This window comes from Paenibacillus azoreducens, assembly GCF_021654775.1.
Taxonomy (GTDB): domain Bacteria; phylum Bacillota; class Bacilli; order Paenibacillales; family Paenibacillaceae; genus Paenibacillus_AQ; species Paenibacillus_AQ azoreducens.
Genome location: NZ_AP025343.1, coordinates 974,162 through 998,313, shown reverse-complemented (window position 1 = coordinate 998,313; position 24,152 = coordinate 974,162). Strand labels below are relative to the sequence as shown.

General features: G+C 50.9%; 15 protein-coding genes, 3 rRNA genes and 1 riboswitch. Of the genes, 2 read left to right on the top strand and 16 right to left on the bottom strand.

The genetic code is table 11. The annotated features are described in order from the left end of the window. Positions 1–270 precede the first annotated feature (270 nt). From rrf to L6442_RS04205, 7 genes are all read right to left on the bottom strand, one after another. Positions 271–387, bottom strand: a 5S ribosomal RNA gene (gene rrf / locus L6442_RS04235). A 307-nt stretch (positions 388–694) separates the two neighbouring features. Continuing rightward, positions 695–3,737: ribosomal RNA gene (locus L6442_RS04230) — 23S ribosomal RNA — on the bottom strand. A 417-nt stretch (positions 3,738–4,154) separates the two neighbouring features. Continuing rightward, positions 4,155–5,708, bottom strand: a 16S ribosomal RNA gene (locus tag L6442_RS04225). Together the 16S, 23S and 5S rRNA genes form the textbook arrangement of a ribosomal RNA operon. A 698-nt stretch (positions 5,709–6,406) precedes the next feature. Then, a complete protein-coding gene (locus tag L6442_RS04220) occupies positions 6,407–7,777 on the bottom strand; it encodes an NCS2 family permease (RefSeq protein ID WP_194235096.1) in 1,371 nt (456 codons plus the stop codon). Positions 7,778–7,935: 158 nt separating this feature from the next. Beyond that, positions 7,936–8,035, bottom strand: a riboswitch (purine riboswitch). A 113-nt stretch (positions 8,036–8,148) separates the two neighbouring features. After that, positions 8,149–8,610 (bottom strand): RidA family protein, encoded by a 462-nt coding sequence (locus tag L6442_RS04215; protein ID WP_194235095.1) that lies wholly within the window; start codon positions 8,608–8,610, stop codon positions 8,149–8,151. A gap of 48 nt (positions 8,611–8,658) precedes the next feature. Then, entirely contained in the window at positions 8,659–10,263 is a 1,605-nt protein-coding gene (locus tag L6442_RS04210) for an N-acyl-D-amino-acid deacylase family protein (RefSeq protein WP_212981580.1), read from the bottom strand. A 21-nt stretch (positions 10,264–10,284) separates the two neighbouring features. Next, on the bottom strand, positions 10,285–11,391 hold the full coding sequence (locus L6442_RS04205) for an alanine racemase (protein ID WP_212981579.1): 1,107 nt from the start codon (positions 11,389–11,391) through the stop codon (positions 10,285–10,287). Between the two features lie 221 nt (positions 11,392–11,612). Between L6442_RS04205 and L6442_RS04200 the strand changes: the two genes are divergently transcribed. After that, the gene (locus L6442_RS04200; protein WP_194235092.1) at positions 11,613–11,879 is read left to right on the top strand and encodes a hypothetical protein; all 267 of its coding nucleotides are present in this window, start codon (positions 11,613–11,615) and stop codon (positions 11,877–11,879) included. A gap of 150 nt (positions 11,880–12,029) precedes the next feature. On the opposite strand, the gene L6442_RS04195 is transcribed toward L6442_RS04200, so the two are convergent. The 6 genes from L6442_RS04195 to L6442_RS04170 all read right to left on the bottom strand — a co-directional run bounded on the left by L6442_RS04195 (position 12,030) and on the right by L6442_RS04170 (position 20,145). Further along, complete coding sequence (locus L6442_RS04195) at positions 12,030–12,356, bottom strand: hypothetical protein (protein WP_212981578.1); 327 nt, start codon at positions 12,354–12,356, stop codon at positions 12,030–12,032. A 267-nt stretch (positions 12,357–12,623) separates the two neighbouring features. After that, positions 12,624–14,162, bottom strand: a complete 1,539-nt coding sequence (gene guaA, locus L6442_RS04190) for a glutamine-hydrolyzing GMP synthase (protein WP_212981577.1) — start codon at positions 14,160–14,162, stop codon at positions 12,624–12,626. 78 nt (positions 14,163–14,240) lie between these two features. Next, positions 14,241–16,445: a transglutaminase TgpA family protein gene (locus tag L6442_RS04185; protein WP_212981576.1), complete on the bottom strand. Its 2,205-nt coding sequence runs from the start codon at positions 16,443–16,445 to the stop codon at positions 14,241–14,243. Next, a complete protein-coding gene (locus tag L6442_RS04180; protein WP_212981575.1) occupies positions 16,446–17,765 on the bottom strand; it encodes a DUF58 domain-containing protein in 1,320 nt (439 codons plus the stop codon). It abuts the gene before it with no gap. Continuing rightward, positions 17,762–18,745: an AAA family ATPase gene (locus L6442_RS04175; protein WP_237100205.1), complete on the bottom strand. Its 984-nt coding sequence runs from the start codon at positions 18,743–18,745 to the stop codon at positions 17,762–17,764. Before L6442_RS04175 ends, L6442_RS04180 begins: the two co-directional genes overlap by 4 nt. A gap of 116 nt (positions 18,746–18,861) precedes the next feature. Continuing rightward, on the bottom strand, positions 18,862–20,145 hold the full coding sequence (locus tag L6442_RS04170) for a polysaccharide deacetylase family protein (protein WP_237100204.1): 1,284 nt from the start codon (positions 20,143–20,145) through the stop codon (positions 18,862–18,864). A gap of 135 nt (positions 20,146–20,280) precedes the next feature. On the opposite strand from L6442_RS04170, the gene L6442_RS04165 reads away from it, so the two are divergent. Next, on the top strand, positions 20,281–20,943 hold the full coding sequence (locus L6442_RS04165; protein ID WP_194235086.1) for a DedA family protein: 663 nt from the start codon (positions 20,281–20,283) through the stop codon (positions 20,941–20,943). A gap of 106 nt (positions 20,944–21,049) precedes the next feature. On the opposite strand, the gene L6442_RS04160 is transcribed toward L6442_RS04165, so the two are convergent. From L6442_RS04160 to bcp, 3 genes are all read right to left on the bottom strand, one after another. After that, positions 21,050–22,561: a DHA2 family efflux MFS transporter permease subunit gene (locus L6442_RS04160; RefSeq protein ID WP_212981573.1), complete on the bottom strand. Its 1,512-nt coding sequence runs from the start codon at positions 22,559–22,561 to the stop codon at positions 21,050–21,052. Then, complete coding sequence (locus L6442_RS04155; RefSeq protein WP_212981572.1) at positions 22,554–23,009, bottom strand: MarR family winged helix-turn-helix transcriptional regulator; 456 nt, start codon at positions 23,007–23,009, stop codon at positions 22,554–22,556. Before L6442_RS04155 ends, L6442_RS04160 begins: the two co-directional genes overlap by 8 nt. Positions 23,010–23,657: 648 nt before the next feature. After that, positions 23,658–24,119 (bottom strand): thioredoxin-dependent thiol peroxidase, encoded by a 462-nt coding sequence (bcp, locus tag L6442_RS04150; protein ID WP_212981571.1) that lies wholly within the window; start codon positions 24,117–24,119, stop codon positions 23,658–23,660. Positions 24,120–24,152: the final 33 nt, after the last annotated feature.

Below are 24,152 nucleotides of genomic sequence, written 5' to 3'. Positions count from 1 at the left end.
AAGCTTAATCTAACATCACCATATAAATCATTTATGACCATAAATCACGTTGAAGTTGTGAGTATTGGGGATGAAACTGTGAGTTTTGGGAATATGATTTAGAATTATAACGCAAATTGGCGGGAATGGTTTCCTTTTTGTGCATAACTTTTTTTAAAAAATCTATAAAGGACATTAAACCTGTGGATGAATAGACGAAACTAATCCATTATCCACAATGGGGATAAGAAATAAAAAAACCACCGTCGATGTTATCAACAGTGGTCCTTCGCTTGGCGGCGTCCTACTCTCCCAGGACCCTTCGGTCCAAGTACCATCGGCGCTGGAGGGCTTAACGGTCGTGTTCGGGATGGGTACGCGTGGAACCCCTCCGCCATCGCCACCAAACAGGATTTTTGCGCTGCGCTTGCCTCAATGATTACTCACCAGCAAAATATCCATCCTTAGAAAGGACATACAGCTTCAAAATCAATAGCTTGAAATTATTCAGGAAACGGCATCGCCAAATGCTGAAAGTCATCTTTGTTTTTCAGAACCTCTCGAGCTCTGAAAACCTACATTGACTCCCTGAAAACTAGATACGAAACGTTTTGCGTTTTAATTCTCCGTAGCATTTCCCGGTTTTAAATCCCGGGGCCCCCGAAAAGTAATCGGAATCATCCGCGAAGCATACGCTTCACTTTTTGGGGTAATTTAGGATAAGCCCTCGACCGATTAGTATTGGTCAGCTCCATGCATTGCTGCACTTCCACCTCCAACCTATCTACCTCGTCGTCTTCAAGGGGTCTTACTAGTTGGGAAATCTCATCTTGAGGGGGGCTTCACGCTTAGATGCTTTCAGCGCTTATCCCTTCCGTACGTAGCTACCCAGCCATGCTCCTGGCGGAACAACTGGTGCACCAGCGGTACGTCCATCCCGGTCCTCTCGTACTAAGGACAGCTCCTCTCAAATTTCCTACGCCCACGACAGATAGGGACCGAACTGTCTCACGACGTTCTGAACCCAGCTCGCGTACCGCTTTAATGGGCGAACAGCCCAACCCTTGGGACCTACTTCAGCCCCAGGATGCGATGAGCCGACATCGAGGTGCCAAACCTCCCCGTCGATGTGGACTCTTGGGGGAGATAAGCCTGTTATCCCCAGGGTAGCTTTTATCCGTTGAGCGATGGCCCTTCCATGCGGTACCACCGGATCACTAAGCCCGACTTTCGTCCCTGCTCGACTTGTAGGTCTCGCAGTCAAGCTCCCTTCTGCCTTTGCACTCTTCGAATGATTTCCAACCATTCTGAGGGAACCTTGGGGCGCCTCCGTTACTCTTTAGGAGGCGACCGCCCCAGTCAAACTGCCCACCTGACACTGTCCCCGCACCGGATTACGGTACCAGGTTAGAACCTAGATACGATCAGGGTGGTATCCCAACGGCGCCTCCACCTAAGCTGGCGCTCAGGTTTCAAAGGCTCCCACCTATCCTGTACAGATCGTACCCAAATCCAATATCAAGCTGCAGTAAAGCTCCATGGGGTCTTTCCGTCTTGTCGCGGGTAACCTGCATCTTCACAGGTATTAAAATTTCACCGGATCTCTCGTTGAGACAGCGCCCAAGTCGTTACGCCATTCGTGCGGGTCAGAATTTACCTGACAAGGAATTTCGCTACCTTAGGACCGTTATAGTTACGGCCGCCGTTTACTGGGGCTTCGGTTCACAGCTTCGGATTGCTCCTAACCGCTCCCCTTAACCTTCCAGCACCGGGCAGGCGTCAGCCCGTATACTTCGCCTTACGGCTTCGCACAGACCTGTGTTTTTGCTAAACAGTCGCTTGGGCCTTTTCACTGCGGCCCCCTCGTGCTATTCACACTACCGGGGCACCCCTTCTCCCGAAGTTACGGGGTCATTTTGCCGAGTTCCTTAACGAGAGTTCTTCCGCGCGCCTTAGAATTCTCTTCTCGCCTACCTGTGTCGGTTTGCGGTACGGGCACCTTCACCTGGCTAGAGGCTTTTCTTGGCAGTGTGAGATCATGACCTTCGGTACTGTAATTTTCCCTCCCCGTCACAGCCCAGCCTTACGATGTGCGGATTTGCCTACACATCAGCCTCACTGCTTGGACGAGCATCCATCAGCTCGCGTCACTACCCTCCTGCGTCACCCCATCGCTCGTAGCGGTTTACGGTGGTACAGGAATTTCAACCTGTTGTCCTTCGACTACGCCTTTCGGCCTCGCCTTAGGTCCCGACTTACCCTGAGCGGACGAGCCTTCCTCAGGAAACCTTGGGCTTTCGGCGGATCAGATTCTCACTGATCTTTTCGTTACTCATACCGGCATTCTCACTTGTGTACGCTCCAGCGCTCTTTCCAGTACACCTTCAACGCTGTACACAACGCTCCCCTACCCCTGTATCGACTTCACTCCGCCTTCGAAGTGTTTATCCCCTGAGAGCATTTGATCGTCAGCCTTGTTCCTCGGCTTCCGATAAAAATGTTTTTTAGGTCTTCACTACCTCAAAAAAGCAGTGAAGTCGATACAAGCCATAGCTTCGGTGGTGTGTTTAGCCCCGTTACATTTTCGGCGCAGAGTCACTCGACCAGTGAGCTATTACGCACTCTTTAAATGGTGGCTGCTTCTAAGCCAACATCCTGGTTGTCTGTGCAACTCCACATCCTTTCCCACTTAACACACACTTGGGGACCTTAGCTGATGGTCTGGGCTGTTTCCCTTTTGACAATGGATCTTAGCACTCACTGTCTGACTCCCGGTTAATCAGTCTATGGCATTCGGAGTTTGACTGAGCTTGGTAACCCTTGCGGGCCCCGCACCCAATCAGTGCTCTACCTCCACGACTGTCCCACCGAGGCTAGCCCTAAAGCTATTTCGGGGAGAACCAGCTATCTCCGAGTTCGATTGGAATTTCTCCGCTACCCCCACCTCATCCCCGAATTTTTCAACATTCGTGGGTTCGGGCCTCCAGTGCGTGTTACCGCACCTTCACCCTGGACAGGGGTAGATCACACGGTTTCGGGTCTACGCCCACGTACTATATCGCCCTATTCAGACTCGCTTTCGCTGCGGCTACGGCTTCTCACTTTAACCTTGCACGGGAACGTAACTCGCCGGTTCATTCTACAAAAGGCACGCCATCACCCCTAGATCGGGCTCTGACTTCTTGTAAGCACACGGTTTCAGGTTCTATTTCACTCCCCTTCCGGGGTGCTTTTCACCTTTCCCTCACGGTACTGTTTCACTATCGGTCGCTAGGGAGTATTTAGCCTTACCAGATGGTCCTGGCAGATTCATACGGGGTTTCACGTGCCCCGCACTACTCGGGATCCGTCTCGGAGGGAACTGACTTTCGGCTACAGGGCTTTTACCTTCTATGCCGGGCCTTTCCAGACCTCTTCGCCTAACCAATTCCTTTGTAACTCCATGTGAGACGTCCCACAACCCCGGCCAGCAAGCTGACCGGTTTAGGCTAATCCGCGTTCGCTCGCCGCTACTGACGGAATCACTATTGTTTTCTCTTCCTCAGGGTACTTAGATGTTTCAGTTCCCCTGGTATGCCTCTTCACACCCTATGTATTCAGATGTGAGTGACTGGCTATTACACCAGCCGGGTTTCCCCATTCGGACATCCCCGGATCAAAGCTTGCTTACAGCTCCCCGAGGCAGTATCGTTGTTCGCCACGTCCTTCATCGGCTCCTAGCGCCTAGGCATCCTCCGTGTGCTCTTAGTAGCTTAACCATGTTCGCTCCGGTTTTGCGCTCATCGCTCTGTTGTTCGCTTGTTTCTCGATTGAATTAAATCAAGCTGGAAACAAGCTCGCAAAGGATCGCTGATCTCAAAACCTTCGCTGCTACTTTTTACTTACTTGGTCAATCACTTGACACAAGTTCAGCTAAAAGGATATTTCTAAAACGCAAATTCGTTTCGTTATCTAGTTTTCAAGGATCAAAAACCCGGCTTTTCAAACCGGACTTATATCATACCATTTTCAGTTCCGCTTGACTACAAGCAAGTTCTGGAAATCATATGTGAGAGTTTGAACTCTCAAAACTGAGCAACGAGTGAGATGGTTACTTTGCATTCGCAAAGTGATCCGGCAGCTTTCGCTGACCGTTACATTGTACCGCTTCGCTACGGAAGCGAGGTACTCCATAGAAAGGAGGTGATCCAGCCGCACCTTCCGATACGGCTACCTTGTTACGACTTCACCCCAATCATCTACCCCACCTTCGGCGGCTGGCTCCTTGCGGTTACCTCACCGACTTCGGGTGTTGTAAACTCTCGTGGTGTGACGGGCGGTGTGTACAAGACCCGGGAACGTATTCACCGCGGCATGCTGATCCGCGATTACTAGCAATTCCGACTTCATGCAGGCGAGTTGCAGCCTGCAATCCGAACTGAGACCAGCTTTGATAGGATTGGCTCCATCTCGCGACTTCGCTTCCCGTTGTACTGGCCATTGTAGTACGTGTGTAGCCCAGGTCATAAGGGGCATGATGATTTGACGTCATCCCCGCCTTCCTCCGGTTTGTCACCGGCAGTCATTCTAGAGTGCCCACCTTAAAGTGCTGGCAACTAAAATCAAGGGTTGCGCTCGTTGCGGGACTTAACCCAACATCTCACGACACGAGCTGACGACAACCATGCACCACCTGTCTCCTCTGTCCCGAAGGAAAGGTCTATCTCTAGACCGGTCAGAGGGATGTCAAGACCTGGTAAGGTTCTTCGCGTTGCTTCGAATTAAACCACATACTCCACTGCTTGTGCGGGTCCCCGTCAATTCCTTTGAGTTTCAGTCTTGCGACCGTACTCCCCAGGCGGAATGCTTAATGTGTTAACTTCGGCACCAAGGGTATCGAAACCCCTAACACCTAGCATTCATCGTTTACGGCGTGGACTACCAGGGTATCTAATCCTGTTTGCTCCCCACGCTTTCGCGCCTCAGCGTCAGTTACAGCCCAGAGAGTCGCCTTCGCCACTGGTGTTCCTCCACATCTCTACGCATTTCACCGCTACACGTGGAATTCCACTCTCCTCTTCTGCACTCAAGTCACCCAGTTTCCAGTGCGAACCAAGGTTGAGCCTTGGCCTTAAACACCAGACTTAAGCGACCGCCTGCGCGCGCTTTACGCCCAATAATTCCGGACAACGCTTGCCCCCTACGTATTACCGCGGCTGCTGGCACGTAGTTAGCCGGGGCTTTCTTCTCAGGTACCGTCACTCCGTTAGCAGTTACTCTAACGGTCGTTCTTCCCTGGCAACAGAGCTTTACGATCCGAAAACCTTCATCACTCACGCGGCGTTGCTCCGTCAGGCTTTCGCCCATTGCGGAAGATTCCCTACTGCTGCCTCCCGTAGGAGTCTGGGCCGTGTCTCAGTCCCAGTGTGGCCGTTCACCCTCTCAGGTCGGCTACGCATCGTCGCCTTGGTGAGCCGTTACCTCACCAACTAGCTAATGCGCCGCAGGCCCATCCGCAAGTGACAGATTACTCCGTCTTTCATTACCGCTTCATGCGAAGCGATAAATTATCCGGTATTAGCTAACGTTTCCGCTAGTTATCCCGGTCTTGCAGGCAGGTTGCCTACGTGTTACTCACCCGTCCGCCGCTAACCATCAGAGGAGCAAGCTCCTCATCAAGTCCGCTCGACTTGCATGTATTAGGCACGCCGCCAGCGTTCGTCCTGAGCCAGGATCAAACTCTCCAAGAAAGTTTGTGACTCATTTTGAATCTGACGAGAAATTAATTCTCATTTGCTCGACTATCGATTCAGACAGTTGTCATGAACCCGATAATCTTGCGTTTCGGTTTCGTTGCCGAAACCTTTATCTCACTCGTTGTTCAGTTTTCAAAGATCAAACTTTTTTCATCGTCATCGTCTTATCGGCGACAACTTTTATATCATAACATATCCGACCGTTTTATGCAAGCATTTTTTAAAACTTTTTTTGAAGCCTTTTGACTTGCTAAGAATTCACCAACTGGTGTTTTCTTGGCCGGAATTAGAATATAACATAGATATAAAAACAACGCAAGACTTTTTACAAAAAAAACTTTAATTCAGATTAAGCAACACATCTACAGTCAAAGCATTAATTTCATCAGCATGAACATGACGAGTCAATCTGACCCTTTTAAACTCCAATCCACATCACATCACCATATCATTTTGCTTCCGGCTTAGTTTTCTCATTCGCAGCCATGAAAAATCTTGTTCCCTGCAAACACATCTTGCACTACGGCACCGGATTTTAAAATCGGCATATCCCTTTAAAGAATTTACCTATAGCCATTGAACGAAGCCATAGAATTACGGGACAACAAAAGAGGAGCCGCCCTCTCCATTTGTTGAGAGAACGACTCCTCTTTTCTTTTATATAGATATCTTTAGATTCCTTTGAAATCCCTTTACTCCGATCCAAGGAATACATAACGGAAGATAACGATTGCCGCTAGCACCCACATGAGCCAGTGGATTTTGATATCGCGTTTGGTAAAGAATTTGGCGAAGACGCCCAAAATAACATAAGACAGAATACCCGCCGAGATACCGTTAGCGATACCGCCCGTAAATGGCATCAGAACGATTGTCAGGAACGCCGGGAATGCTTCAAAGAAATCATCCCATTCAATATTGCGGACTTGGCTCATCATCAGCACGCCCACAACAATCAGTGCCGGAGCCGTTGCCGCCGACGGAACAACCAAAGCCAGCGGAGCAATGAACAAGGACAAGAGGAACATGACGCCTGTCGTAACAGCTGTCAGACCCGTACGTCCGCCAGCTTCAACGCCAGCGGTACTTTCCACGAACGCCGTAACCGTGCTTGTACCAAGAACAGCGCCTGCGCTGACGCCGACCGCGTCGACCAGCATGGCTTTACCGATCGTTTTTTCGCCTTGCTCTTTATTTTTCATCAAGCCGGCACGCGTTGCCGTACCTACCAATGTACCGAAAGTGTCGAACAATTCAACGAATGTAAAGATAAATACGATTTCGAACAAACCGATATGAAGCGCGCCCTTCAGATCCAGCTGACCAACGGCCAGGTTGGTGAAGGAAGGAATCCAATTGGCTTGAGACAAACCGCTGAGATTCGTTACGCCCATCGGAATGCCAATCAGGGTTGTAACGACGATGCCGATCAAAAGCGCGCCTTTCACGCGCAGCACCATCAGAACAGCAATAAACAAAATACCAATCAAAGTAAGAAGCGCATCTTTATGCGTAAAGAAATCGCTAAGCATCAGGTTGAAGCTTGCGCCGCCAACCGGCTTGCTTACATCCGTACCTGGATTGACCGAAATGGAGATCAGATTGCTAAGTTTGAAGCCGACAACGGCGATAAACAAACCGATACCAACCGTAATGGCGCTTTGCAGGTTTCGCGGAACAGCTGACATCAGCATTTGACGAACTTTGGTCACGGTCAGAATGATGAAAATGATACCCGAAATAAATACGGCACCAAGCGCTGCCTGCCAAGTAATCGCACCGTTCGAGCTGAGCACTACCGTCATAAAGTAAGCGTTGAGACCCATCCCCGGTGCCAAAGCAATCGGAATGTTAACGAATAATCCCATCACGATCGTAACCAGGCCCGCGCCTACTGCCGTCGCGAAGAACACGCCCTCATTCGGGATGCCGGCGCCGTTTTCACCCAAAAACAGCCCGTTGACGAAAAGAATGTACGCCATGGCCATAAAAGTGGTAAGACCGGCAATGATCTCGGTTCTCACATTCGTTCCGTGTTCCTTTAACTTAAAGAAACGCTCCATTTTTAATGAATCCCCCTTAGAATATTGAGTCAGGACGACAAAAAAGCCTGCAGACCGTCTTGGATCCGCAGGCATATTGCATCAAAGAAAAGAGAAGTAGCTCTCTGCCTGCATTTAGGTTCTATCAACCAGATATGCCCAAACGCAAAGCAGGTTATCCGCTATCTCATTCTTTTCGTAGCCAGATCATTACGGTGATCTCGTAGAGACTCCCGGGCCAATTCCCGGGATTATACGAAAAATGTCTTTTATATTGTCGTTTCTTACATCATTTATTCTAGGGAGACGATCGAAAAATGTCAATAGAAAAAACGAATATTAAAACTAGTAAACACAATTAACGTTCGGAAATAATGAAAATTTAATGTTTCCTACTCAATCTCTACAATCAATTCAATCTCCACTGGCGTATCGAAAGGCAGCTCGTTTGCCGATATCGCCGAGCGGGCATGTTTGCCTTTTTCGCCAAAAATCTCTACTAACAGCTCGGAAGCCCCATTAATGACATAAGGCTGTTCAACGAACCCATCAGCGGAATTGACGAATGCCAGCATTTTAACGACTTGTTTTACACGGTCCAGATCTCCCAAATGCTCCTTGAGCACCGAAATCAGGTTAATCATCACCTGGCGGGCAGCGTCGTAACCTTGTTCAACCGTAAGATCGCTGCCTACTTTACCGGTATATTTCAGCTTGCCGTTCACGCGGCAGTCATTTCCAGAGGTGTATACGAGATTGCCTACGGTTTTGGCCGGAACATACTCCGCCACCGGGACAGGCACCTTTTCAAGCACGATTCCTTTTTCTTCGAGAATTTTTTCGATTTTTGCCATGAGGGTCATCTCCTTAAATTGTTATAGTTTTTTTATCGACTATAGAAATCAATGCCGGCAGCAGTGCTGCACCGGAATAAAAATACCCGGACGTTCATGCGTATGCTGACGATGTTCCATCGTTTTTTTGCCATTCACCAGCACGGCGGAAATGCCTTCCGGATAACGCATCGGGTCCTGATATGTAGCGGTGTCCGCAATCGTGGCCGGATCAAAAATAACGATGTCCGCGGCATACCCCGGAACCAAGAGCCCGCGTTTGCCAAGTTTGAAACGTTGGGCGGGGAATGAAGTTATTTTACGGACAGCCTGCTCCAAGGTCAGCGTTTGCTTATTCCGTACATATTCGGCAAAAAGTCTCGGAAACGTGCCGTAGGAACGAGGATGCGGTTTGCCCGTTACGCAACCTAGGCTGTCTGACGCGACCAAAGAATAATCATAGCGGATCACTTCCCGCACATCTTCTTCCGACATGTGAAAATAGACGATGGATACCTGGCCGTTTTCCCTTGCCAAAAGCTCAAGCGCCGCATCTTCCGGATCCATGCCCCATAATTCGCCGATCTCCAGAATATGCTTGCCTTCAAGCAGTTTGCCCGCTGCGGACGGAACGGAGGAAACAAATACGCTCTGCCAGCCGGTGGAGCACACCAGGTTATCCCAGTCGGTCTGCTCTTCCCGCAGCTCCTGCTTGATTTTCGCTCGAATGGCGGGGTCGGCGATCCGCTCCAGCGTCGCATCAATTCCGCCTTCCAGCACCCAGGGAGGCAGCACCGTCGTCAACGTGGTCGAACCGGCCGAATACGGATACACGTCGCAGGTGACATCCATCCCGCGGCTTCTCGCTTCATCGATCAGGGCGATCGCGTCCTGCGTCTGGCCCCAATTAATCCGGCCCGCCGCTTTTAGATGGCTGATATGCAGGGATACGCCGCTATGTTCCGCAATCCAGATGACCTCCCGAACCGAAGCTAACAGGTTATTCCCCTCACCGCGGATGTGCGTCGAAAATAAGCCGCCATACGCGGCAACCACTTTGCACAGCTCGGCCAGTTCTTCTTTGGGCGTATAGCTGCCGGGCGCGTAGAGAAGGCCGATCGATAGGCCGATGGCTCCTGCCTTTAATCCGTTTTCCAGCAGCATTTTCATCCGGTTCAGTTCATCCTTTGTGGCCGGGCGGTTCGCAAAACCCATCACGGAGATACGCAAAGCGCCATGCGCTACGTAAGTAGAAACATTTTCGGATGCCGGCGACTTAGCCAAATACTGCAAATATTCCTCGATATTCTCCCATGGCCACGGCCAATCGGTGCGTCCGATGACGGGTTCGATATAATTTTTCAGCTCGGCAGCCCGTTCTTTGAAGTAAGGGGCCGGGGCGAGGCCGCAGTTCCCAACGACTTCCGTCGTCACACCCTGCTGCATTTTAAATTCGCTATCGGGTTGGTCCAATATAAGCAGATCGGAATGGCAATGCCCGTCGATAAATCCCGGCGCCACCACTTGGCTTTTGGCATCGATCCGCTCCAATGCTTCGTCGTCGGTTCGGCCCGCATGCGTAATGACCCCGTCTTTGATGCCGAGCTGTCCAAAATACCATGGGTTCCCCGTTCCATCCACAAGTCTTCCGTTTTCAATAATGATATCGAGCATACGCCTTCCCTCTCTTTCCTCCTAGGCCAGCTTCCCTCTAGCCGGAACAGGCACGGCCCGAATGACGCCTGCCGTCGACACGTAAACCTCATTATGCAGATTGACCGTAGGGCAAATATGATTCGGCACAATTTCGAGGACATCTCCGACATGCAGTCCATGCGGACCGCTGGTGCGGATCATCCCGTGCTCTTCATTCATTTTCTCGAATACGGCGTCCGGATGGCCGATAATTTCCCCGAAGCCCTTTAAATGGAGCGGATGCTGGCCGGGCTGGACATCGGTTGCGAAGGTTTTGCTGCCCCCGTCTACCACAAGCCTGTCTGCAGCGGGAACGCTTACAACGGTCACCAAAACCTTGGCCGCCCAATCTTCTTCGGAACATGCCCCCATTACGGCGAGCATCCGGTCATAAAAGATATACGTTCCCGGCCGGATCTCCGTTACGCCTTCAACCGCAGCCGCATATGGAGCCGTAGGCGTCGAACCAACGCTTACGTCACGGATCGGGATACCTGCGGCACGCAGCTTCTCGGCCATTTCCACCATAATGGTACCCTCCTCCAGACCCGCTGCTGCCAGATCAAGCGTGCCTGCGCCTTTGAATACGGCCCCCTTAAAGGTAAAAATACCGCTTAAATCGAGCCCGGGAAGCGCCGCAATTTGCTGCGCCAGATCAACCGCCTTGTCCGGAGCCGCTCCTGTCCGCGCAAGCCCTGTGTCGATTTCCAGTCTTACAGGCAAAATAATTCCTGCCGCGGTTGCCTCCTTAGAGAGGTTCCGGGCGCCTTCAATGCTTTCCACGCCAACAATCATGCGTTTCTTGTGAGCCAGTGCAATGATTCGTTTGATCTTCGCGGGCGTAACAACCGGGTAGGCGATAAAAATATCGTCTATGCCGTGTTCGGCCATAATTTCGGCTTCGCCAACCTTGGCGACGGTAATGCCTTCAGCCCCTTGGGCCAGCTGTTTAAGCGCGAACTCGGGAATTTTATGCGTTTTAATATGCGGACGGAGCTTCACCTGGTTGCGGGCGGCACAGTCCGCCATATGATCGATGTTGCGCTGCACAATATTTTCATCAATCAGAATGCAAGGCGTTTCGAGCGATTCTCTGGTCAGCTTCATACCTTCCTCTATCTCCCCTCTCTCAACATGGTGATGGTATATAAATTCATTATATACAATGTACGGCAATAGATAAGGGGTAAAATTCAACGATAAAGATAGCCCATAACATCAATAACATAAAACTAGGGACCAGAGGGCAGGGATAAGAACCGAAATCGACGGGGACATTAACCATTGAAAATCCGCTCAAAAAAAGAAAGGCAGGTGCCGAATGCATCATGAGTCCATTAAATTCAAATTCAGAATCCGAATACGGTGACGTTTCCACCGTGCAGTCCCAACAAAACGATTTGATTGCGGAGGAGTTCCCGGAAGGACCTTACGGATCAAGCCTGGAAGCCGAATCGATCGGGAAAAGCTCGCCGTGGAAAAAAGGCCAAAACGGGCCGCGCCCATTCGGTTACGAAAATCTTCAACTTCATGAAGGCTCAGGTCGGGATTACCCGGCCGAAGATCTGATGACGGATGAGCAGGGCGAGAGATAAAATAAAAATCCGTTCCCTCCTTTAAGAGGAAAACGGATTTTTTGTTGTATGCATTTCAAGCTTCCCGCTTGTTCCCATCCAATCCTTATAGATGGCGGTCATGCCGTCAATGGTTTAAAGATCAATATTGAAAATTGCAATTTAAATTTATTACGATCTGAATTTAATATCCGAGTCCAAACTGTGTTGATCAACTGCCTCTAAAGCCGCTTTGGTCTTTTCCAACTCTTTTTGGTGATATTCTCTGACTTTATCCTTGATTGCCTTCCGAGCTTCCGCGACCTCATTAGAGTCGAGCAGCGCTATTCGATAAGAACCTGAAAATTTGCTCTCTTCCACTTTTCCAATCATGTTTTTATCAATTCTTTTACCTGCACACACGTAATAATTGGGCTTCTCTTTTATATCCTCAAATACATCGACGACCTCTGTGTATTCTCCGAACCTGGATCTGCCTGATACCATATAAATTTGCATTTTCCTTACTCCTCTCCGCTTTTCGCGAGCATGTCTTTCAAATACTTCATGATATCATCCGAAACGCCCTAGACTGTGCAATGGATATTTATTTGTAACCATTTTAATGGAATCCTGGCATCCGTCAATACCCAGCGGCATTATTAATGTTACCAATTTTTGAAATCCCGATAAACTCATTGATTTTGGCCATAAAAAACTCCCTTTCATCTGGTAAATAACGCAGATAAAAGAGAGTATTTTTTTTCACTCTATTGTTGTTCTATCCTATTCCCATTCAATCGTTGCAGGCGGCTTGGAAGTGATATCGTACACGACGCGGTTGACATTTTCAACCTCGTTGACGATCCGTACCGAAATCTTCTCGAGCACATCCCATGGAATACGCGCCCAGTCGGCGGTCATGCCGTCGATGGAAGTTACGGCGCGGATGCCTACCGTGTAGGAATACGTACGGGCGTCACCCATGACGCCGACACTCTTCATGTTAGGAAGGGCGGTGAAGTACTGCCAAATTTCGCGGTCAAGTCCCGCTTTGGCAATCTCTTCGCGCAGGATATAATCCGAATCGCGTACGATCGTAAGCTTGTCTTCTGTGACTTCTCCAAGAACACGGATAGCAAGACCCGGACCCGGGAATGGCTGACGCCATACGATTGCTTCCGGAAGCCCGCATTCCAGCCCGACTTTGCGCACTTCGTCCTTAAACAATGTTTTCAGAGGTTCAACCAGCTCGAATTTCATGTCTTCAGGCAGTCCGCCGACATTGTGATGGGATTTTATCGTTTGGGCCGTAGCCGTTCCGCTTTCTACGATATCCGTATACAGCGTGCCTTGGGCCAGAAAATCAAATTCGCCGAGTTTAGCAGACTCCTCATCGAATACATAAATAAACTCGTTGCCGATGATTTTGCGTTTTTGCTCAGGATCGTCCACGCCGGCCAATTTGCCGAGGAAACGCTCGCGTGCATCGATTTTGATGACCTTCATATCGAATTTGCCAACGAAGGTTTCCATGACGCCCTCTGCTTCGCCCTTGCGCAGCAGGCCATGATCGATAAACATGCATGTCAGCTGATCGCCGATGGCTTTGTGAACCAGCATGGCTACAACCGAAGAATCCACGCCGCCGCTGAGTGCGCACAACACTTTGCGGTCGCCGACCTGTTCGCGGATATCACGCACGGCATCTTCAATGAATGTTTCCATGCTCCAGTTGCCTTCGCAATGGCAGACTTCATACAGGAAGTTGCGGATCATTTCATTCCCGTGCACGGAGTGGCGTACCTCCGGATGGAATTGCACAGCGTAAAGCTGCTTGTCCAGGTTGCTCATCGCCGCAATCGGCGCCGATTCCGTGCCCGCTTCCAGCTTGAAGCCTTCAGGCAGCTCGACGACATGATCCCCGTGGCTCATCCAGACGGTTTGTTTGGAGTCCAGTCCTTTAATCAAAGTCGTACCGGAAGCAAACTCCAGGTCCGCTTTGCCGTATTCTCTTTTCGCCGCACGTTCCACTTTGCCGTTCAACTGATGAGCCATCAACTGCATTCCGTAGCAAATGCCGAAGATCGGTACGCCCAGGTCATAAATCGCCGGATCCACATGGGGTGCGTCTTCCGAGTATACGCTCATCGGTCCGCCGGAAAATACGATCCCTTTCGGGGAAAGCTCGCGGATTTTTTCGATCGGTGTATTAAAAGGCATCAGTTCGCTGTATACGCCCAAATCGCGAATGCGTCTTGCAATAAGTTGATTGTATTGTCCTCCGAAGTCCAGGACAACGATGATTTCATTTGGCTTGTTCATTAACGTGCCTCCCTCAATTGTTGAAATTAATTATACGCAACGACAATTCATACCGTCAAGAAAACCAGGCAGGCAGTTTCATGCCACTTTTTTGGAGATCCGCAGGCAGCGGCGCAAAAATGCTATGCATCGGCTCCGATTCATCGGACCTTCATCATAAGCTATCATTTCCCAATCGGCGGTAAAATCGTACAACAATGCGCGTAATTCTTCCTGTTCAACCGGAAGGTTGCCAATATACTCCCTTGCGGTACAGCCCGCCTGAGGGGCGCCGAAACGGCGCGCAAGTGCGTGCCATACGCCAAGCGCCTCCCTCATTAGCTCTTCCCTGCCGGGAAAGCGTCGCCTTGTTGTATGAAGCCGCAGCCACAAAGGAACTCTCCCCAGCCATGGCTTCAATATTACGGCGGCTATCCCCAGGATCGCAGCTATAACTGCAATCTCTATCATTAAAACCTTCTTGCGCCAAATGAAATCAACCGTCCGCAGCCATCCGGCAGCGGTATATTCAGTCATCTTCGACAAGGCATCGCTCCCGGCGGCAGAGAGGTGATAAAACGCGGAAGCCGGCCGGTCCGTGCCGCCGAATATTGCAAATCCAGGCGTAGGGTCGAACGGAACCCAGCCTGATTCCGGAAAATAAACCTCGACCCAGGAATGCGCATCGCCTTCGCTAACCGAATAAAGATCGGGATGAACCGAATCCTGCTTGCCTTGCGTAAATCCTTTTACATATCGGGTTGGAATGCCCTGACTGCGAAGCAGTACCGCCATAGCCGTGGAGTAATGATTGCAATATCCCTCATGGGTCACAAACAGGAAATCATCGACAAAATCCTGTCCCTCAGGCGGCACCCTTGTATCCAGCGTATAAGATCCATGCTGCCGCAAATAATTATTCACCGCCTCCACCTGTTCATAGCGGCTCGAAGCCCCTTTGACAAGTTCGGCGGCCAGATCCTTGACCCGCTGCGGAAGTTTCTCCGGCAGCTGCAAATATCGTTTCCGGACAGGCATGGGATCCGCCCCGGTCTCTTTATGGAGACCCTGCGGGTCCTTGCCGGGAATTTCAACTTTCAAGGTATAGCCTTCAACTTGGGGCTGGCCTTTGTCCAATATGACCTTTACCGTCCTGGCATCTACGTTGTATTCAATCGAAGCAGGCAAGGCGCGCGTGCCCGGCAACAGCTGCAGGTCTGCAATTTCCGCAGCCTTCCCCCCGCCAAATAACGGAAAGCTTTGCCGCGGGGGCTGCGCGAATTCGACACGCTGCGTTATGGTTTGAGGCTTCCCGGTCGTGTAGTCCGATGGATTCGCAATGATGCCTGGCGCATAACCCGTCTTCACGTCATCTTCAGTTTCGGACCATTTTCTGCCGTTATATTCGCTAAAGGTTTCCCCGCGCCAATACGTAGCGACCGGAGTTTGCGCCGTGAAGTAAACGCGGTTGCTTTGACGAAGGGGCAACCCCATCTCCTCTTCTTCGCCGGATAAATTATATCCCGTCACCGCTACCGCCTCTTTGCCGTACTCAGCTTTTACCCACTCCGCAAGGCGTTCCGCCGTTTGCTGAAGGGAAATCCGGGCCGCAGGCCCCGGCTTCGCCAGGGTTACGCCAAGCCAACTTACCGCGGCAAGCAGCAGCACCGCTGCCGTTAATAAGAAGCTCCAGCGGCTGTATGCCTGCCTGAAGACGTGGTCGATTTTCCCGCTTTCCCGCAGACGTGAGAGATGAATCATGCCTTGCAGCATTAAGATCAAAGCGCCGGTACGGACGATATCCCCATATACGGAAATATCCAGCAGCGTCTCCAGACAGAATAAATAGATCAGCGTGGCCATCGCAAAAAGCAGGACACTGCTGCGAAGCAGCGCCAATGATTGAACCGAATAGACAAGCAAAGCCCAGCCGATCATAAGCACCAGCATGCGCGACTCCTGGCTGATCATGGAAAACTGCCCGTTGGAAAGAATCATTCCCGCATCCCGCAGCAAAAGGGTAAGGGATGACATGAAGCCGGCCGTCTCTTCGCTCCCCCTGACCATGTAAGCCCAGACAGCCAAAGTGCACAATCCGTATAAAGGCATATAAATCGTCCATTTCAAGCCGAACAGACCAAGCAGAAGAAGCATGCCGGTGAATAAATACATCGCCGGAAACCATTCCTCTCCAAAGGACATGATATTCAAAGACCGCAGGGGATGAAGCCACTCCATAAAAAGCCCCATTATAAGCAGTGAAACCAATCCTCTGTACCAAAACGGATCTTTTCCCTTTTCCATCTATACCGCCCCCTCTCCGGAAGGGAGCGTTCCCGCCGCCAAACCGATCCTCATCGCCCGATCATGTTCGATAGCGTAGATGCCGGCTCCGCTTGCGGATAACCGGATAGCCGCAGCCAAAGGGGAATCCGTTCCCCCGTCTCCGTTTGTTTTGCGGCCTTCCGTGCCGGCTTGGCCTTCGGCAATGGCAGTGCAGTAGAAATCGGCCCGAACCCCTCTTGCCGCGAGCCGGGCGGCGGTATCGACCGTCTGGTTGTCCATCATGCCGGTAATGATGATTACGCGGGTTCCCGGCGCCAAGTATTTCATGCTTTCTTCCAGCAGCATCGGTAGCGCCGGACCTTCAGCCAATGTTACCGGCGACAATTCAGCAAGCATGCGGGAATAGGCGTCGCTGCCGCCCGCTCCCTCTTCCCGTCCGGCGTCCGCACCCGCACTGTTAATCACGCCCTTCCCCGTTCCGTATATTAACTTGCCGCGGGAACCGGTACGCATCATTTCACCCAGAATCGCTGCGGCTGCCGATACGGCCTTTTCAAAAGCCTGTTCGGCCCGTTTCCGCCCCTCCTCTTCCGAACCGCTGCTTCGTGTATATCCCTGAAAGGAACGGTCCAGAATCAGGAGGCAAGACGGGTTCCGCTCCTCCTCAGGCAGCAAGGTTTGAAGTTTGCCGCGCTTGGCCGAGCTCTTCCAATGGATCCGGTTCAGCGGATCGGAAGGCATATATTCCCTGACCTCGGGACCTTTGACGCCCCGCCTTTGCTTTGCCGTTTGAAACGGCTGCCCGGATGCCGCCATGGATGCTGCCTTCGGCACGGCCAAGGCATTCCCGAGCGGCAGCGGTTTCGGCAGAACCAGAAGCCTCCCTTCCGATTTCTGCAGCCGCTCTCCCTTGAACCAGCCGAACAGCCCGCCCCATTCAAGCAGGCAGGCATCAAATGAATAAACTCCGCGCGGCAAGTTGCTAAGCTCGAAGCTGTACGAGAGCTTGCGCCGGAACCAGGGAAACAAAACCCTGCGGCTGCGCCCGCCAGTATAGTAGTCCTCTACGGCAAGCCAGGGTACGGGCAGCCAGGAGCTGAATTCCACCTGCACCTGGATCATCGTCGCCTCGCCGGCCGATATAACCGCTTGGGATAATTGCCGCTCAACGCTAAATCGCCGCGGCCCCAGCAGCTGGAGCAAAACGCCTGATAGCACGACCATCCCTGCAAGCAGCAGTATATAAAGCGCGGCTGCTCCCCCATGCCAAACATAAAAAGCGGCTAGTCCACCCAAAACTGCAGCGCCTGTTACCCATTCCGCCAAACGCCTTTTCATGGTTTGGCTCCTTTTCGGGACGCAAGGGGAATCGTGATCGCTGCTAACAGTTCCAGTACAACGTCCTCATTTTTTGTTCCAGCGAGAACCGCCTCGTGGCTAAGCAGCAGCCGGTGTGCCAGCACAGGCACGGCCGTTATCTTCACGTCATCCGGGATCACATAGGAACGGCCCGCCATATAAGCGGCTGCCTGCGAGGCCTGCATCCAGGCGAGCGTGCCGCGCGGACTGATGCCGAGCTGTACTTTGGCATGACGCCTTGAAGCATCTGCGGCTTGAACCAGCATCAGCTTGATGGAATCATCCACAAATACGCCTTTGACCTCCCGCTGCATCCGCACCATTTCCTCGGCCAGCATGACAGGCTTCAGCCGCTCCAAGGGATGTCCCCCCTGCATGCGCGATAAAAGCTCGATTTCCTGCTGCGGCTCCGGGTATCCGAGCTGAATCCGCATCAGGAAACGATCCAGCTGCGCTTCAGGCAGCCGGTAAGTTCCTTCGAACTGCAGCGGGTTCTGGGTGGCCAAAAGCAAAAACGGCCGCGGCAGCGGATAGGTGTGGCCATCGACGGTTACCCGTCCTTCCTCCATCGCTTCCAGCAGCGCCGATTGTGTCCGCGGGGAAGCCCGGTTAAGTTCATCGCCCAATACCAAGTTGGACATAATCGGCCCCGGGCGAAATTCGAATGTGCCGGTGTGCTGACGGTATACCGACGTTCCTGTGACATCCGCCGGCATCAAGTCATAGGTGAATTGGATACGGCCAAAACTAGCGCCGAGACAAGCCGCAAGCGCCCGTACCAGCATCGTTTTACCCACGCCGGGCATATCTTCCAGCAGCACATGCCCTCCGCACAGCATCGACATGACGGCAAGCCGGATTTGGGTTTCCTTCCCGACGATCACGGTTCCTACGCGGGCGATTACCCGCTCCAGAAGTTCAGGAGCAATGTCCTGGGGTTGTATAGAAGGAGTAGACAATTTCGATAACCTCCTCTTCATTACGGAATTTGAGTTCCTGATCGGAATCTATGAATATAGTCTTTCCATAAATGAGAGGAAGTAGACATCCGCCTGGAAGAACTCCGGGCAAATGATCAGAATACCTTAACTCTTTTCTCCTTGTTGTTTTCGGAGGCCACGATATGCGTATAACCCGCACCGTCAAAAAGATCGCGAAGCGGAATCCAGACCGCATCATTGAACACCCGGATGGACGTAGATCGCGCGGACTGCTCCTTGCCCGGGGACCTGATGCTCAGCGATCCCGATCTCATGTCAATTTGCAGCGTCTTGTTCGTCCCCGCCAGCAGCGCAACTCCCGCCGTCTGCGTTGTGGCATTCCAGGCGGCCGTGCCGCCGAGTCTTGCCGCCACAGTGCGCACCGGAACCAGGTACCGCCCATTCTCATACAAGTATTCACCCGGCCCTAGCGTCGTTTCCTGCGGCCCCACTTCCAGCCGCAGCGGTTTGCCGTCAGCAAATAAAGCCGCGTTGCCTGCCACATGCGATTGAACCCATGCTTCGCTTGGCGCATTTCGCTTTAGCGATCTCGCCTTGTCATTGACTTTGAACTGAATGGGCTCATCATTCGGCGAAAGAACCCCAAATTGATATCCCTTGCTCTTGTACCATGCGATGATTTGCGGCAGAGCCTTAACGCTTTCGCCATGTCCGCTGCCATCATGCATCAGCAGCACGACCCGATCCGACTTTACCGGCGTTTCGGCCCCTTTTATAATTTCAGACTCGGGTACTCCGCGCCGCTTCGAGTCGCCGCTATCCACATTCCAATCCGTCACAATGTATCCGCCCAGCTTCATCAGGCGAAAATATGTATCATCAAAATGTCCTGCCGTTCCTCCGGGAGCTCTGACCAGCTGCGGACGGAAACCGGTAATCCGGTTGACCTCTTCTTCCGTCTTTTTGATCTGGTTCCAGAACACAGGAAATCCGCTATAAAGTTCTGTATAATTGTGATTGTACGAGTGATTGCCTATGGCATGTCCTTCTTCGTAAATGCGCTGCAGCACCTCGGGATATCGCTTCACCTGCTCGCCCAGAACGAAAAAGGTCGCATGAATATTATTTTTTTTCAAAATATCGAGAACTTTGCAGGTTAATGCGCTGGGTCCATCGTCAAACGTAAGGAAGACTGTTTTTGGAGCCGCCGCGGCTTCCGGTTTAACTTTAGAAGATGACGATGCATAAAGCGGTTCGTTTTGCTGCCGGCTTGCCTCGTATACCGGTGCTTCTGCATTTGTAGACGGGATTTGCTCCCCGAACGCTTGTTGTCCTGAAAACGAAAAAAACATCAACATGAATAAAGCGAGCATGCGGCAAAACCCTCTTTTTGTACCTGGCAATTCCCTGTTAACCATCCCGATACCTCCACTATTACTATGAATTCTGCTTTCTGGTAGATTATATGGTGGAGAAGTTCGAAATAGACTTGGGATCTGCCGTCTTTTGGCAAAAGAAAAATATATCTCTGGATCTGGTTTGGAGTGAGTCCGTTGGAACTGCTAAAGTGGATACAAGTATTATTTGAGGATTACGGTTATATTGTTTTGTTTCTTGGGCTGGTGCTGGAGTTTATCGCCCTTCCGTTCCCCGGCGAAACGACAATGGCGTATGCGGGGTACCTCTCTTATATGGGCAAACTTAATTTCGGCTGGCTGCTTGTGATTGCATTCCTGGGCACAACGATCGGGATTACGATCACGTATTTCGTCGGCCTAAAAGCAGGTCTTCCTTTTATACGGCGGTATGGCAAATGGGTGCTGCTGTCCGAAAACAAGATCGAGCGCGCGCAAAAATGGTTTAACAAATATGGACAAAGCCTGGTATTTATCGGATATTTTATTCCTGGCGTCCGGCATTTCACCGGATATTTCTCCGGAATCATCGCGGTTCCTTTCCGAAAGTTCGCCCTTTATGCTTATAGCGGCGCACTTGTATGGGTGATCGTGTTTGTCGGTGTCGGCAAGTTCTTCGGCCCCCAATGGAATTACGCCTTCCATCTGGTAGAAAAATACTCCATTTGGGTGATAGCCGCCATCATAGCGCTTGTAATCGCCCTGATCATCTATCGCTGCAGAAAATCTATTAGCGCCATGTTCAGCAAGCTCAAGCGCAAATCCAAAGCCGAACCCTTGTCAAAAGACGTGATTAAATAACCCTGATGTAATATTCGAAGAAGAAAAGACGCACCCTGAAGATCCAGGATGCGTCTTTTTGGCATGATGATAAGATCAATGATTTCAAAGAGGATTCATGATGCAATTAACCTTTGGCATTTGCCGTTTGGCCCACCTGCTGCATCTCCGCTTTCGGATTTTCTTCTTGCGGCGTGGTTTTCTTGATGAAGAAAGCCAGAACCAGAGATACTGCGCTGAGCCAGGTTGCAATAACGAACGCGTCGTTAATGCCATGGACCATGGACTGCCCGGTCAAGGCTGCCATTTGCGCTTTGTCAGTCGCCTTGGCGGCGCCGGCTTTAATTCCTTCGGTCACATAATGCTTCGTCTGCGAGGTCATAACCGTCACCAGGATCGCCGTACCGATGGAACCGGAAATCGTCCGCAGCGTATTGGACATCGCCGTGCCATGGGCATTCATGCTGCGCGGCAGCTGGTTCAGGCCGGCCGTTTGGATCGGCATCATCATAAGCGACATGCCGAACATGCGCACCGTATAAATCACGATCAAATGCGTGTAGCTCGTATCCACGGTCAAATGACTGAATTCATAGGTCATGCCGACCGTAATCGCAAGGCCGATAACCGAAAGCCATCTTGCCCCGATCTTATCGAAAATCGCTCCCGTGATCGGTGACATAATTCCCATCACAATCGCCCCAGGGAGCATCATCAGACCGGATTCAAGCGGCGTAAAGCCGCGGATGTTCTGCAGAAATAGCGGCATCAGAATCATGGCTGCATACATGGCCATCGTAACGATGACGTTGATGAGCGTCGTTAATGTAAACATATTGTATTTGAAAATCCGGAATTCCAGCATCGGGTTTTTGGACATCAATTGGACCGCTACGAAAGCAATCAGAGCGACGGTGCCAATCGCAAGCGACCAAACCACTTCGCTGCTGTTCCAGCCGGCTGTGCCTGCTTCACTGAATCCGTACAACAATCCGCCGAAGCCGGCGGTGGATAACACAACCGAAATCAAATCGAATTTGGGCTTCGTGACCTTGGTTACGTTTCTTACGAAGAGTACGCCGATGACCGTTGCGATGACGGCAAACGGCAAAATGATGTAGAACAGAACACGCCAGGAATGATGTTCGACAATGTAGCCGGACAAAGTCGGGCCGATGGCCGGAGCCAAAATCATCGCGATCCCCATCATCCCCATCGCCGACCCGCGTTTTTCAACCGGAAAGATATTCAGGAACACGACCGTCATCAGCGGCATCAAAATCCCTGCGCCGCCGGCCTGGATTAAACGGCCGATCATCAAGATCGCAAACGAAGGCGAAACCGCGCATATAAGTGTTCCTAGCGTAAACAATGACATGGCCGATATAAACAACTGGCGGGTTGTAAACCGGGCAATCAAAAACGCCGTAACCGGGATTAAAACACCATTGACAAGCATGTAACCGGTGGTGAGCCATTGCCCGGTCGTGGCTTGGATTCCCAAATCATCCATGATTTTGGGAAGGGCGACATTCATCAGCGTCTGGTTCAAGAATGCCACGAAAGCACCGATCAGCATAGCCGCGATAATCGGGCCTTTCTTGACATGTTCCATAGACTGAGCTTGGCTGCTATTCATAATGTACTTCTCTCTCTCCCTTTTGTGATAATAAGTCAACAATTTGTTGATGTATATCCAATAAACGGCGCCGATCCTCTTCCTTGATTTGCAAAAGAGGCTCGAGATAGCCATTGAATATGTCTTCGGTGCGTTCCTTTAGCTCATCTCCTTCCTCTGTATTTCTCAACGTGATGGAACGACGATCCGTCTCGGAGCGTTTGCGTTCGACAAGCCCCGCTTTGACAAGACGATCCACGACACCGCTGGTAGTGCTGTTTCCTATAAGAATGAAATCTGCAAGCTCGGTGAGTCCGATGTCCGGGTGATCACGGAGTGTTCGCAGCACGAGATACTGAATCCAGGTGGTCCCAAGCATATCGGCTTCCTTCCAGAACGTCTGGTAGAAGCTGAGATGCACTTGGCGAAAAGAGTACAGCAATTCAAGAATTTGTTCTTTCGAATTCAAAGCATGTTCACCCTGTTTCATAATCTATTCCATTTCTAATATTTCGCGTACGAATTAGTTTAATGCCAATCTGTTTGTATGTCAATAAAAATATAAGAATAAATTGACATATGTTTTTACAAAATTCTTTCGTAATTTCATGAAAATCGGACAAGATACGTATCCGTTACCCTGTCATTTTTTTAGAATGCCCACTATATACATCTAGTAATATCCCTACGTAAGTCATTGGATTCTTCGATATATTCATTCTATATAAGTTGAACCAATGATTATGACGGAAGGAGGCAGCCGGGTGAAATGTTCTTTCGATCGCTGTTGCTCCCAGATTTCTATGATTTGAACCTAATCTATGGTAGAAATCCGCTCACAAAGGCGAACGCTCTGCTTCTCCGTAAATCTTTCTCCCTCTTGCCTATCCCTTTTCATCTTCTTTAGTTCAACTTATATAGTTTTCTGGGGCCGGGAAGCAAAAAACAACCCGATAAAGAGTATCGGAAAGAAGTCCGACGCCTGAAGGGCGCTTTTGCGGAGCAGAAGTACTAAGTGGAGCCTATGCTTTGATGCTTATTCCAAGTACTTTGCGGGGTCACCAAAAAACTAAAAAACCGGCTGGCTGCCGTAAGAGCAGTGCCGGTTCTTTCGCGGTCAGGCAAGAGCATCCAAAATATCTTCGGTATGTCCTGCTACTTTAACCTTATTCCATTCTTTCATCAGCTTCCCTTCCTCATCGATGAGAAAAGTGGAGCGGACAATGCCCATATATTCGCGGCCGAACATCTTTTTGGGCTGCCATACGCCATACAGCTCGCTGACATGGTGGTCTTCATCCGACAGCAGGAGAAAAGGCAGCTCGTATTTATCCGCAAACTTGCGATGGGATTTCACCGGATCGGGGCTTATGCCAATGACCACGGCCCCCTTTTCCTCCAATTTATGATGGGAATCGCGAAAGCTGCATGCTTCCTGGGTACAGCCGGGCGTCATATCCTTCGGGTAAAAATACAATACAACCTTACGTCCGCGGAAGCTGCTCAGCGTAACTTGTTCGCCGGTCGCCGCCGGAAGGGTGAAATCCGGAACTGTTTGTCCGATTGTAAGCTCTGCCATATTCGTTTTGTCTCCTTTCGACAAGAGGGTGGA

What these genes read in the sequence shown, in the direction of transcription:
- L6442_RS04220 (WP_194235096.1), bottom strand. Translation starts at nt 7,777, where the DNA reads ATGGAGCGTTTCTTTAAGTTAAAGGAACACGGAACGAATGTGAGAACC.
- L6442_RS04215 (WP_194235095.1), bottom strand. Translation starts at nt 8,610, where the DNA reads ATGGCAAAAATCGAAAAAATTCTCGAAGAAAAAGGAATCGTGCTTGAA.
- L6442_RS04210 (WP_212981580.1), bottom strand. Translation starts at nt 10,263, where the DNA reads ATGCTCGATATCATTATTGAAAACGGAAGACTTGTGGATGGAACGGGG.
- L6442_RS04205 (WP_212981579.1), bottom strand. Translation starts at nt 11,391, where the DNA reads ATGAAGCTGACCAGAGAATCGCTCGAAACGCCTTGCATTCTGATTGAT.
- L6442_RS04200 (WP_194235092.1), top strand. Translation starts at nt 11,613, where the DNA reads ATGAGTCCATTAAATTCAAATTCAGAATCCGAATACGGTGACGTTTCC.
- L6442_RS04195 (WP_212981578.1), bottom strand. Translation starts at nt 12,356, where the DNA reads ATGCAAATTTATATGGTATCAGGCAGATCCAGGTTCGGAGAATACACA.
- guaA (WP_212981577.1), bottom strand. Translation starts at nt 14,162, where the DNA reads ATGAACAAGCCAAATGAAATCATCGTTGTCCTGGACTTCGGAGGACAA.
- L6442_RS04185 (WP_212981576.1), bottom strand. Translation starts at nt 16,445, where the DNA reads ATGGAAAAGGGAAAAGATCCGTTTTGGTACAGAGGATTGGTTTCACTG.
- L6442_RS04180 (WP_212981575.1), bottom strand. Translation starts at nt 17,765, where the DNA reads ATGAAAAGGCGTTTGGCGGAATGGGTAACAGGCGCTGCAGTTTTGGGT.
- L6442_RS04170 (WP_237100204.1), bottom strand. Translation starts at nt 20,145, where the DNA reads ATGGTTAACAGGGAATTGCCAGGTACAAAAAGAGGGTTTTGCCGCATG.
- L6442_RS04160 (WP_212981573.1), bottom strand. Translation starts at nt 22,561, where the DNA reads ATGAATAGCAGCCAAGCTCAGTCTATGGAACATGTCAAGAAAGGCCCG.
- bcp (WP_212981571.1), bottom strand. Translation starts at nt 24,119, where the DNA reads ATGGCAGAGCTTACAATCGGACAAACAGTTCCGGATTTCACCCTTCCG.